Origin of the sequence: Daejeonella sp., assembly GCF_049655485.1 — a bacterium.
Lineage (GTDB): Bacteria > Bacteroidota > Bacteroidia > Sphingobacteriales > Sphingobacteriaceae > Daejeonella.
On record NZ_JBASJU010000036.1, the window covers coordinates 1 to 11,840 of the forward strand.

Genomic DNA, 11,840 nt, shown 5'->3' on the forward strand with positions numbered 1-11,840 from the left:
TTTAAGTTCGACTGGAATAACCAATATACGGTTTGGAGTGGCCTTATCGGCGGGTTTTTCCTGCAGCTATCCTATTTTGGAACTGACCAAAGCCAGGTTGGGCGATACCTCACAGGCTCTTCCGTAAGCCAAAGCCGTTTGGGATTATTGATGAATGGCCTGGTGAAAATACCGATGCAGTTTCTAATCTTGCTTATCGGTGTTTTGGTATTTACTTTTTATCAATACCATCAGCCCCCTGTCTTTTTCAACAGATATGAACTTGGAAAGCTTGAACAAAGCCAATACGCTCCGGAACTTAACCGCATAAAAAGCGATTACGCTGATGCTTTTAAGAACAAACAAATAGAAGTTAATCGTCTTGAAGCGGCACTTGACGCAAATGATGAAAAGGCGATAAATTCCCAACGCGTACTATTGCAGGCGGCGGACGAAAAAACCAAATCTATTCGTAAAGAAGCTGTCGACCTGATGGTCAAAAATGATCCGGAAGCTGACACAAATGACAATAACTACGTTTTCTTGAGTTTTGTGACACGATACCTGCCTGAAGGCCTAATCGGATTACTGATCGCCATAGTTTTTATGGCTTCGATGGGATCGACTGCCGGCGCTTTAAACTCCCTTGCCTCTACCACAGTAATTGATATCTATAAGCGCATGATTAATAAAGAAGGATCGGATGAAAAATATCTTTCTGTTTCGCGTTGGTCAACGGTGGTGTGGGGCATATTTTGCATTTTCATGGCATTGTACGCCAGTAAAATGGGTAACCTGATTGAAGCGGTCAATATCCTGGGTTCACTCTTTTACGGTACGATTCTCGGAATCTTTGTGGTGGCTTTTTATCTGAAGAAAATAGGCGGCTCAGCAACTTTTCTGGCGGCAATTATTACCGAGGTGATTGTATTTGCTTGCTGGTGGCTGGATTTTATGGCCTTTTTATGGTTGAATGTTTTGGGCTGTTTACTAGTAATGATCATTTCTCAAGTGATCCAGCTAATACAGAACCAAAGAAATAAAGTCCAGGCGGGCGTAAATTAAGAAACCCCCGCTTGTTACGCGGGGGTTCCAACCTAAACCTTATCACAACGGACCCCTGTGGAGTCCTATCTCATTAAACCATCGTTGTTTAAAAATGTTCTCTTTTTTTTTGTAAGTTTTTGAAATTCATTTAATTCGGGGATGTCGTTGTGAAGAAAATGGCAATTAAAACTTCCAAATAATGATAGGAAGCCACATTTTAAAGATTTTATAAGGTACTAAAACCAAATAATTTATTGGGGTTTCGGGATAATCGCAACAGTAAGCCGGCTTATACAATTCATTTTACCGCGTTCATCGTAAATTTTTATATCCCACACATGTGTTTTGCCTCCGATGTGTAAGAATTTACAAACTCCGGTAACGAATCCAGACTTTACAGGCCGAAGGTGATTTGCATTTACTTCAAGCCCGACTCCAATATATTTATTCCAATCAATAGCCATACTGGATGCTACGCTTCCGAGGGTTTCTGCGAGCACTACGGATGCTCCGCCATGCAAAATACCATAGGGCTGATGGGTCTTTTCATTAACCGGCATCCGGGCAACGAGAAAATCCTCGCCTATTTCCATGAATTCAATACCCAGCAAGGCCCCTAAATGATTTTGGGGACGGCCATTGAGTTCCTGAACATTATATTCCCTGAACCAAATCATAGATATCTTTCCTCTATAATTTTGCGATGATGATTTAAATGGCCGGCAAGGATGTAGATTAATGCCCGGACGCTGATCGGGGACCCATTGGCAAGTCCACTGATGTTAACTTGCTCCTCATTTAGTGATTTAATAAGGTACATATTGGACCTGCGAACGGTGGCAAACTCGTCGGCCAGGCTTTCTAAGGTTCTTTCGGAAAAATGCGCATGACTTACATATTCATTCTCGTCAAAACCGGGAAGTGACGTCTTATCATTTCTGGATATGGTTAACAAGCGATAAGCCATAATACGTTCAGTATCTATAACATGCCCCACAAGCTCCTTAATTGTCCACTTCCCATCAGCATATGCATAACACGCTTTGTCTGATGAAATCCCTTTTAAAAAGGTTGAAAATGCGACAACCTGGTGTTCCAGCTCGGCCAGAACATTTTCACTAACAGTGTCGATATATTTCTGATAAAATATTGGGTATTCCTCAGCTTGTGGTGGCTTCATAAGTTAAATTACATTTTAGTACAATGCGGAAAGTTGTTCCCTTTCCAATTTCAGAATCCTTTACAAAAATATGGCCTTTATGATAATTCTCAACGATACGTTTAGTCAATGACAAACCCAATCCCCAACCTCGTTTACGAGTAGTATAGCCTGGCTGGAAAATCGTGTCGAACTTCAACCTCGGTATGCCGGATCCGGTATCACATATATCAATAAACACCTGTTCCTTTACCAGATTTTCACGTATGTCGACCTTAATCAGCCCCGGACCATCAATAGCGTTAACTGCATTTTTAAGAATATTCTCAATCACCCAATCGAATAGAGGCACATTAATCAGCGCTTCGACATGATCATCACCCGCTATTTCAAACTTGATTTTATCACTTACCCTAACCCGGAAATAGTTGATATATTCATCAACAACATCATAAACTACATGGTTATGCAGCACGGGCTTTGAACCTATTTTGGAAAATCGATCAGCCACCATCTCCAGCCTTTTAACATCGTTTTCCATCTCCATAATCAAAGGATCATCCGGAGCATTAAACCGCGATCTGAGCAATTCTACCCAAGCCATTAACGAGGATATCGGAGTACCTAACTGGTGAGCCGTCTCTTTAGCAAGCCCTACCCAAACCTGATCCTGTTCTGATTTCCTGGAGGAGCTAAAAACGCCATATGCCACAAGCAGGAATATCGCGATAACGGATAATTGAATATACGGGAAAGCCCTAAGCTGGGTTAAGAGTACTGAATCTTTGTAGTAGACAAACCATTTCCGCGTGTCCAGCTCAAGAACGATGGGCTGAGGATGCTGCTTTTTCATCTGGCGAAGTTGAGCCTGGAAATATTTAGGATCGTAGGTTCTTTCGGTATCTTCCTGCAAGTCGGTTTTCGTACTATCAAGGCCTCTCCATGTAATGATATTGTCTGAAGAATCAGCTACTATTGCCGGAACTGCAAGACTATCCCTCATGCTATAAATGAATGTGATGTACTCATCATTCACATCGGGCATAGCAATAATGTTTCGCATACTTAAGGCCCAAAGCTCTGCCCGGGTCCGCTCCGCATCTGAAATATTCCTTACCAAATAGTCGGTATACCAAAGCGAAGAGCCTGCGATTATTACAGCAAATGCAAGTAATATAAATTTCCAGCGGCGTTTTTTTTCGTAAGGATTCATTCGGGAAGCAAATTACAAAAGGAAACGGAAAGAGTAACAGGTTATTTTCCGGTTAAAAATTACGAGCTATTCCCTTTCACCTTTTACCTTTTACCTAGTTTCAACTCTCAACTTAATTATTACCTATCTTTGCCCCCATGTCTGAAATTACCAAAAAAGTTCGTGTACGTTTTGCTCCGAGTCCAACAGGTGGGCTCCACCTTGGAGGTGTAAGAACCGTTTTATTCAATTATTTATTTGCCCGTCAGCATAAAGGCGATTTTGTACTCCGTATCGAGGATACTGATCAGAACCGATATGTGGAAGGTGCTGAACAATATATTATCGATTGCCTGAACTGGTGCGGATTAAATCCGGATGAAGGCCCTGTTAACGGTGGCCCTTTTGCCCCATACCGTCAAAGTGAACGTAAAAAAAATTACCGGCAATATGCTGAGCAATTAGTCAAAGACGGTTTTGCATATTACGCATTTGACACTACAGAAGATCTGGAAGAACAGCGTGCCCAATCAGCTAACTTTCGCTATGGGCATGAGAATCGCATGAAAATGCGTAATTCCTTGAGCCTATCTGAAGAAGAAACAAAGCAGCTTATCGCAGATGGTATACCGTATGTAATCAGGATAAAAGTGCTGCCCGGTGAAACTGTGCATTTCCACGATATGATACGCGGGCATGTTAGTTTTGAGACCAACCTGGTTGATGATAAAGTTTTACTGAAAGCTGATGGCATGCCAACATACCATTTAGCGGTTGTTGTAGATGATTACCTGATGCAAATCAGCCATGCTTTTCGTGGCGAGGAATGGCTACCCTCAGCACCTGTACATATACTTTTATGGGAATACCTTGGCTGGAAAAAGGACATGCCTGAATGGGTTCATCTACCCCTTATCCTGAAACCGGATGGCAACGGAAAGCTGAGTAAAAGGGATGGTGACCGACTAGGGTTTCCGGTTTATGCTATGAACTGGACTGATCCTAAAACCGGCGAAACAACCAGAGGTTTCCGCGAAATGGGATTTCTTCCTGACGCATTCGTGAATATGCTGGCGCTACTGGGCTGGAATGATGGAACAGAACAGGAAATTTTTAGTATGGAAGAACTAATCGAAAAATTCAGTATTGAACGCGTAAGCAAATCCGGGGCGAAATTTGATATTGAAAAAGCGAAATGGTTTAGTCACGAATACATTAAGAAGGCAGAAGTTTCAAGCATCCGGCCCCAAATATTAGACGATCTGGAGAAACGTGGAGTAACAGTTAAGAATGAAGAATTCTTAGATCAGGTGATCACTCTGGTTAAGGAGCGGATGACCTATCTTCAGGATTTCTGGGAACAGGCATCCTTTTTATTCCAGACGCCAGAACAGTATGATCTGGATTCAGTGAAACCTAAATGGACTGACGCTAAAACCTCATACTTTAACGATCTGATAATCAAATTCGATTCGTTAAGCGATGACCAATGGAATCCTACATATCTCGAAGCTTCCTTTAAAACTTTAGCAGAGGAAAGCAGCATAAAAATCGGGGAGGTCATGCTTCCATTCCGTATAATGCTGGTAGGGGGTAAATTTGGTCCGGGAGTGTTTGACATTGCGTCTATTTTAGGCAAGGAGGAAACCAAAAACAGAATTATGAAAGCATTAAATGCTTTTAATAATTAATATCTTCCTTACTTAATTATCAGGATAGTTTTCCGGTTTAAAACAATGGTTCTCCATCTGTGTTAAACCAAAACTAAATGTATTTATATGAAATGGTTAGGCAGACGCGGAAGCGGTAATATTGATGATCGACGCGGAATGAGCGGCGGGGGAATGGCACTTGGCGGCGGCGGTATCCTCATAGTGATATTAGGATTAATTTTCGGCCCGGAAGCGACTCAGCTGTTGAACCAGTTACCCTTGGGTGAAGCAACACAGCAGGAAGGTAAGGCCGGCTCGCCGTCGGATGATGCCGGTAAATTTGCGGATGTGGTGCTTGCCGACACAGATGAATTATGGACTAAAATTTTCCAGGAGCAGGGTATGTCTTATGAAAGACCTACTATCGTACTTTTCGATAATTCTGTTAGCTCCGCATGTGGTTCTGCGAGTTCAGCAACCGGTCCATTTTATTGCCCTACAGATAAACAAATCTACCTGGATCTCACATTCCAACAAGAACTCAAAAACCGCTTTGGTGCAGGGGGCGATTTCCCCATGGCTTACGTTATAGCCCATGAAGTTGGACATCACGTTCAGAACCTTTTAGGCACTTCAAGCAAGGTACAGCAAATGCGTGGCCAGGTGAGTGAAACAGAATATAACCGTTTGTCTGTCAAGCTTGAACTACAGGCTGATTTCTACGCTGGAGTGTATGCTAATTACATACAAAAGCTTCAACAGAATGGTGAAAGCGTGCTCGAGGACGGTGATATTGAAGAAGCATTAACTGCTGCAAGCGCTATTGGCGACGATAGAATACAAAAACAATCACAGGGCACCGTAGTACCCGATTCATTTACTCATGGTACTTCTGCTCAGCGCATGAAGTGGTTTAAAAAGGGTTATGAAACCGGAGATGTTAGTCAGGGGGATACCTTTTCAAGTAACGAATTATAAAAGGACGGCCTTTGATGAGCTTAGTGTAAGCTAACTTGCTGCAGACATTCCAGCCCAGGTAGCCAATAGTCCGAATACCACACTACAAATTACGTAGAGAAAAGCTGCACCACTTTGCCCGTCTCGTAACAGGGAAATGCTTTCGTAAGAAAAGGCTGAAAATGTTGTAAATCCGCCAAGTATACCCGTCGCCAAAAATAACCTCCATTCGTTGGTCATACCAACCCGTTCCGTAATTCCATAAACAATTCCAATCAGGAAACATCCTACAATGTTTACTGTAAGTGTGCCGTATGGGAAAGCGATTAAGCCTCTGTTGACTATAAATAACGAAATCAAGTAGCGGGAAACCCCTCCGATAAAGCTGCCAAGTCCTACCAATAATATAAGTCTCATGTCCTGCATTTAAACTTCACTTCTTAGTACTTCCAATGGCGGCTTATTAAGTATCCCGCGGCTGTTAAACAGCCCAATTAAAACTGTCAACGATGAAATTAAGACAAACAACAATAACACAGGAAGAATATCAGGGGTAAAGCTCGTTTCAAAACTAAATTTAGCTAATCCCCAGCTTGCGATCAATGACAAAACGATACCTGCACCGGCAGCCAGGGCTCCCAGGAAGAAGTATTCAAGCGCTGTGATTACCAGGATTTGTTTACGGCTTGCACCCAGGGTCCTTAATAGAACGCTTTCGCGGATGCGCTGATATTTACTTATAAGCACCGAGGCGATTAATACAATTAAACCGGTTATGATACTAAAGCCAGCCATAAACCGGATGACAAAACCCATCTTCGTAAGTATCTCATCGAGTACACTGAGAACAAGCCCCAAATCGATCATCGATATATTAGGATAAGTCTTTACCACTGCCCGCTGGTAATTTGCTGAAATTTCATTCGACGGGACACGAGTAAGCAGAACATGGAATTGCGGCGCATCTTCAAGAACGCCCGTGGGAAATATTAACAGGAAGTTAGTTTGTATACGATTCCAATCCACTTTTCGAATGCTCCCCACAACGGTTTCCAAAGGGGCACCCTGAACGTTAAAGGTGAGTTTGTCGCCAATTTTTACCTCGATACGGCGCGCAAAGCCTTCTTCAAGGGAAACGATAACTGGCTCACCTGGCGTGGATGTTCCAGTCCATTTACCTTCTAATATCTTTTCTGAATCGCTGAGACTGTCACGGTAAGTAACCCTATATTCACGTTCTAAAGCCCTTCTGGCACTCCCGGCAAGGCTGTCTTTTTTAAAGCTTGCAGCATCGCGGCCATTTATTGCGATCATTCTCATGTTCACGATAGGCACTTCCTGAATAACTGGAAGGTTCATGCTTCTGGTAAGATCTGTAAGTGCCTGGCGCTGCTCACCCTGGATATCAAACAATACCATATTTGGTTGATTCTTGCTTGATGACATGGTAACGCGATTGATGAGAATTCCCTGAACAAAGAAAAGAGTACATATAAATGCGGTACCCAGGCCGATCGAAACCACCAGGATCAGGGTTTGGTTGTTTGGACGGAATAGATTTGCAAAGCCCTGTCGCCACAAGTAACTCCATGATGTAGGAAAGAATTTCCTCGCCAGCCACATCATCGCGTAAGCGAGCCCGGATAAAACCAAAAAAGCCAGTAGCACACCGCCCGTGAAGTAAAAAGTCTTGATGATCGACCCCATCTGAAGATAGGTGAAAACGAAGACAAAAAGCACGATAATGAAATATACCAGCCACTTCACCGGATCTCTGAAAAGAGATGTTTCCTGAAAGGAGAGACGAAGTGTATTAAGCGGTGAGATATTTCTAACCGAAACCAGTGGTAAGAGGGCAAATAAGATCGAAATGATCAGCCCAAGCAATAAGCCCTGTGCAATAGCATACCATGAAATATCCGCGGTTATCGCTACAGGCAGGAAGTCTTTAAGAACCACTGGCAACAATTGCTGGATAAAAGTTCCAAGTATGGCTCCCATCAATGACCCAATTAATCCAATGCCGACGATCTGAATGAGGTATATTATAAATGCTTGTCGGGAACTTGCACCCAGGCAGCGGAGTATCGCGATGGTATTAATCTTTTCGCGGATGTAGATATGAATTGCACTTGCCACACCAATACATCCAAGCAGAAGAGCGACAAATCCTACCAGGGCAAGAAACTCCGTCATGTCTTCAAATGAACGGCCTGTATTCTCCTTACGAGACTCAATGGTTTCAGCATCCATTTCCGATTTATCGAGCCGCGGTTTTAGCTTCTCAGCGAGCACATCTACGTTAATATTGTCTGCAAACTTATAATAGAAGTTATAGTTAATGCGGCTGCCTTTTTGCGACAATCCGGTCTGATCGAGGTATTGAAGAGGGATATATACTACGGGAGCAACTGATGCCGAAAACCCGGTTTGGCCCGGCGCTTTGTTAAGCACCCCGGCTATCATAAAGGAGATCTCACCCACCTTAACGGAATCCCCTACTTTCGCATCAAACTGGAGCATGAGGGTTTTATCAACAAGGGCATGCTGCTTATCGCGAAAAGAATTTCCGGCCGACTCGGGTGTAGTTTCAATTACACCGTAGTAGGGGTATTCTCCTTCCAACGCCTTAACGTTAACCAGGCGTGTGCCTTCACTCTTAGGGAAATATACCATCGATGCGAAAGTCCTTTCTTCCGAACGTTCATCACCTAAAGCCATCAACACGGGTAAAATATCTTTCTGAACAGTTTTATTGGTTTCAATAACCATATCTGCTCCCAGGAGGCTTTTCGCCTGCAAATCGATATCCTGCCGAAGATTATATTCGAATGAATAAATTGCCACAAGAGCAGCAATTCCGAGAATAATTGAGGAAATGAATAGAAATAAACGGGAACGATTTCGTCTGCTATCTCTCCATGCCATCAACACCAACCAGCTAATGTTTAGGCCGGGTTTAGACACTCCTGTCTGTTGAATCTTATCGTCCGGCATAAGCTGCTTGGTCAAATATTTCTGTGCCTGTTGGATCGTCGGAAATAAGATTCCCACCTTTAACACGAATGATCCGCTGGGTTTTAGTTGCCAGCTCAAGATCATGAGTAACTAAAACCAGGGTAGTGCCAGCCTCTTTATTCAGGTCGAAAATCAATTTGACCACTTTCTCACTGGTCTCAGCATCAAGGTTGCCAGTCGGTTCATCAGCAAAAAGTATTTTTGGCGAATTGGAAAAAGCCCTTGCTAGAGAAACGCGCTGTTGTTCACCTCCAGAAAGCTGGCTTGGATAATGATGTCCCCGATCCGCAAGCCCAACTTTATCTAATAGATCAGCGGCCCTTGAGCGTATATTCTTCTCTCCCCGAAGTTCTAAAGGTACCATCACATTTTCGATGGCAGTCAGAGTTGGAAGTAACTGAAAGTTTTGGAAAATAAAACCTACATGTTGGTTTCTAACCGCGGCCCGCTGGTCTTCACTTAGATTGTCGAGCCTGATATTATTTAGTTCTACCACACCAGAACTTGATCTGTCCAGGCCAGCACAAAGTCCTAAAAGTGTAGTCTTTCCACTTCCTGAGGGTCCCACTATGGCCATGGTCGATCCTGCTTCCAGTGCGAAGCTTATATTATCTAGAACAGTTAAGCTGCTACCTCCGCTCTGATATGTTTTTGTAAGATTCTGAACGTTCAGGATTATGTCCACATTATTGTTTTTAGGTGTTATGCCATGCATTCTTGCAAAATAATGAATTTGGTTATATTGGGAGTTTGAGTATTGTAAAAAATTACGCCCTGATACAGGAACATGCTGCCGACAGACAGGATGGCCATAACCAGAAATCAAACTAAATATTGCCGTTTAACAATGTTTTGATAGAAAAAGCTGCTTGATGTTACAGGAACTAAGGGTTTAAACACGTTATGTCTCAGGCAGAAAGCTTAATTTTGTGATTCTAAATTAAAACTATGTTTAAGAACCTTTTATATCTCGCCTTCTCTCTATTTATACTCGCGTCATGTGGTGGAAGCACGAATGAAAAAACTGAAACCACTATTAAAGACAGCCTGCCAGCACAGGTTAATACGCAGAAAAAGAACATTCTTATATTCGGCAATAGTCTCACTGCTGGCCTGGGAGTCGAACCGGAAGAAGCATTCCCGGCAATTATTGAAGATAAAATTGATTCCCTGGGCCTCCCTTATAAAGTCACTAACGCGGGGCTGAGTGGCGAGACCACAGCTGCAGGCAAAGCACGAATTGACTGGATCCTTAAGCAAAAAGTCGATGTGTTCATTCTGGAACTTGGAGCAAATGATGGCTTAAGAGGTATTCCGGTATCAGAAACTGAAAATAACCTTCAGAGTATTGTTGATCAGGTTAAGGCAAAATATCCGGAAGCTAAGCTAATCATGACCGGCATGCAGGTTCCACCTAACATGGGCGCTAAATACGCATCAGAATTCAGCGTAATCTTCAAAAAGATAGCAGATAAAAATAATATGGCGCTCGTTCCTTTCCTTCTTGAAAATGTGGGGGGGGTACCTAAGTTGAATCAGTCTGATGGTATTCACCCTACGGCTGAGGGGCATAAAATTTTGGCGGAGAATGTGTGGATGGTATTGAAGGATGTACTTTAATTAGAGAATTACCCAATTAGAGAATTAGGAAATTAGCAAATTAGCAAATTGCCTACTTACCAAACGGCATAGAAGACCTGTTTCAATTTACGCTCCTCCCAATTTGCTCATTCTCAAATTTTCTAATTATCTAATTGCACAAAAAAAGGCCCCGTTCTACAACCGGGACCTTTCTAACCAATTAAACTAAACTAATTTTTAATACGTCTTTGCTCGTCTTCCAATCCTGTTGAACGTCGGCGTTCAGGCTTGATCTCACTTTTACCGAATCTGTAGGTAAAAGTTAAACGACCTATGCGAGTTTCATTCTTTTGAACTAAATTATAATCGAGTCCCTCATACGTACTCGAAATATATTGTTTCCTCGAATCGAATATATCGCTCAAAGCAAGTTTGACATTAGCCTTCTTATTCATAAATGATTTGCTCAGTCCCAAATCAATTCCGTATTGTGAGCCGATCTTGAGAGTTCCATATTCCAAAGGAGAAGTATAATCCCCGGTAAGTTCTCCGGTTAAGCTTGGGCTAATTATAAATTTATGTTGTGAGTTTACTTGTAAAGCCACCCGGCCTGAGTTCAGCTCCTGGCCGCGAAGGTTTGGTGAACGGAAACCGAGGTAAAAAACCGAGGCATTGTTGCTTGTACTCCACCATTTGCTAAATGAAACCGGGGCGTTCAAATTCACACTGTAATTGATCTGCTTGTCGAGATTTTCATTGGTTTGAAACAAGGCTTTCTTCGCTGTGTCGGGAAGGATAACTTGGGTGATTACATCTCTGGTTAAACTATAATTTAATGTCAGGCTATAGGTTTTCTTGTAATTATAACTGAGCTCATAATTGTGCGTATACTGTGGATTAAGAAATGGGTTTCCCTGATTGTAAGTATATTGGTCGAGGAAAAACACGAAGGGATTGAGCGCATCATAACTCGGTCGGTCAATCCTGCGGCTATACGAAACTCCCAGGTCATGGTTCTTCGACAGAGCCTGGTTAACGAATACACTTGGAAAGATGTCCAGATAACTACGATCAACTTTCTTTGTGGTAGTAATGGAGTTTCCATTTGAGTTTGTCTGCTCTGCGCGCAGTCCCAATTGCACGCTAGTCGATTTATATTGTTTATTAAGATTCAGGTAAGCTGCGTTTACGTTTTCATCGTAGATAAACTGATTACTTCTTCCAGCATCGTTCTGCCAGGAATTGCTTACACGTT

General features: G+C 42.6%; 11 protein-coding genes. 4 read left to right on the forward strand and 7 right to left on the reverse strand.

Going from position 1 to position 11,840, the window contains the following annotated elements; all coding sequences use genetic code 11:
- Positions 1–1,044, forward strand: a 1,044-nt coding sequence (locus WBJ10_RS01665; RefSeq protein WP_424287814.1) for a sodium:solute symporter family transporter, incomplete at its 5' end; no start/stop codon positions are given.
- A 233-nt stretch (positions 1,045–1,277) separates the two neighbouring features.
- On the opposite strand, the gene WBJ10_RS01670 is transcribed toward WBJ10_RS01665, so the two are convergent.
- The 3 genes from WBJ10_RS01670 to WBJ10_RS01680 are packed head-to-tail and all read right to left on the reverse strand — an operon-like array spanning position 1,278 to position 3,398.
- The gene (locus WBJ10_RS01670) at positions 1,278–1,703 is read right to left on the reverse strand and encodes a hotdog fold thioesterase (RefSeq protein WP_424287815.1); all 426 of its coding nucleotides are present in this window, start codon (positions 1,701–1,703) and stop codon (positions 1,278–1,280) included.
- Positions 1,700–2,206, reverse strand: coding sequence for a DinB family protein (locus tag WBJ10_RS01675; RefSeq protein ID WP_424287816.1), 507 nt, complete (start codon positions 2,204–2,206; stop codon positions 1,700–1,702). The genes WBJ10_RS01670 and WBJ10_RS01675 overlap by 4 nt, the downstream gene beginning before the upstream one ends.
- Positions 2,187–3,398, reverse strand: coding sequence for a sensor histidine kinase (locus WBJ10_RS01680; RefSeq protein ID WP_424287817.1), 1,212 nt, complete (start codon positions 3,396–3,398; stop codon positions 2,187–2,189). The genes WBJ10_RS01675 and WBJ10_RS01680 overlap by 20 nt, the downstream gene beginning before the upstream one ends.
- A gap of 137 nt (positions 3,399–3,535) precedes the next feature.
- Between WBJ10_RS01680 and gltX the strand changes: the two genes are divergently transcribed.
- Together gltX and ypfJ are read left to right on the forward strand one after the other, a co-directional pair.
- The gene (gene gltX / locus WBJ10_RS01685; protein ID WP_424287818.1) at positions 3,536–5,068 is read left to right on the forward strand and encodes a glutamate--tRNA ligase; all 1,533 of its coding nucleotides are present in this window, start codon (positions 3,536–3,538) and stop codon (positions 5,066–5,068) included.
- 87 nt (positions 5,069–5,155) lie between these two features.
- Positions 5,156–6,007: a KPN_02809 family neutral zinc metallopeptidase gene (ypfJ, locus tag WBJ10_RS01690; protein WP_424287819.1), complete on the forward strand. Its 852-nt coding sequence runs from the start codon at positions 5,156–5,158 to the stop codon at positions 6,005–6,007.
- A 30-nt stretch (positions 6,008–6,037) separates the two neighbouring features.
- Here the strand turns inward: ypfJ and crcB are convergent, their stop codons facing one another.
- From crcB to WBJ10_RS01705, 3 genes are read right to left on the reverse strand one after another with little or no spacing between them, the layout of a single operon-like run.
- Positions 6,038–6,403, reverse strand: a complete 366-nt coding sequence (gene crcB / locus WBJ10_RS01695; RefSeq protein ID WP_424287820.1) for a fluoride efflux transporter CrcB — start codon at positions 6,401–6,403, stop codon at positions 6,038–6,040.
- Between the two features lie 9 nt (positions 6,404–6,412).
- A complete protein-coding gene (locus WBJ10_RS01700) occupies positions 6,413–9,040 on the reverse strand; it encodes an ABC transporter permease (protein ID WP_424287821.1) in 2,628 nt (875 codons plus the stop codon).
- Positions 8,970–9,689, reverse strand: a complete 720-nt coding sequence (locus WBJ10_RS01705; RefSeq protein WP_424287822.1) for an ABC transporter ATP-binding protein — start codon at positions 9,687–9,689, stop codon at positions 8,970–8,972. The genes WBJ10_RS01700 and WBJ10_RS01705 overlap by 71 nt, the downstream gene beginning before the upstream one ends.
- Before the next feature lie 263 nt (positions 9,690–9,952).
- Between WBJ10_RS01705 and WBJ10_RS01710 the strand changes: the two genes are divergently transcribed.
- Positions 9,953–10,624: an arylesterase gene (locus WBJ10_RS01710; protein ID WP_424287823.1), complete on the forward strand. Its 672-nt coding sequence runs from the start codon at positions 9,953–9,955 to the stop codon at positions 10,622–10,624.
- A 191-nt stretch (positions 10,625–10,815) separates the two neighbouring features.
- Here the strand turns inward: WBJ10_RS01710 and WBJ10_RS01715 are convergent.
- A partial coding sequence (locus WBJ10_RS01715; protein ID WP_424287824.1) for an outer membrane beta-barrel family protein occupies positions 10,816–11,840 on the reverse strand: 1,025 nt, incomplete at its 5' end.

Coding starts and splice junctions, on each gene's coding strand:
- WBJ10_RS01710 (WP_424287823.1), top strand. CDS start 9,953: ATGTTTAAGAACCTTTTATATCTCGCCTTCTCTCTATTTATACTCGCG.
- crcB (WP_424287820.1), bottom strand. CDS start 6,403: ATGAGACTTATATTATTGGTAGGACTTGGCAGCTTTATCGGAGGGGTT.
- WBJ10_RS01680 (WP_424287817.1), bottom strand. CDS start 3,398: ATGAATCCTTACGAAAAAAAACGCCGCTGGAAATTTATATTACTTGCA.
- WBJ10_RS01675 (WP_424287816.1), bottom strand. CDS start 2,206: ATGAAGCCACCACAAGCTGAGGAATACCCAATATTTTATCAGAAATAT.
- gltX (WP_424287818.1), top strand. CDS start 3,536: ATGTCTGAAATTACCAAAAAAGTTCGTGTACGTTTTGCTCCGAGTCCA.
- ypfJ (WP_424287819.1), top strand. CDS start 5,156: ATGAAATGGTTAGGCAGACGCGGAAGCGGTAATATTGATGATCGACGC.
- WBJ10_RS01670 (WP_424287815.1), bottom strand. CDS start 1,703: ATGATTTGGTTCAGGGAATATAATGTTCAGGAACTCAATGGCCGTCCC.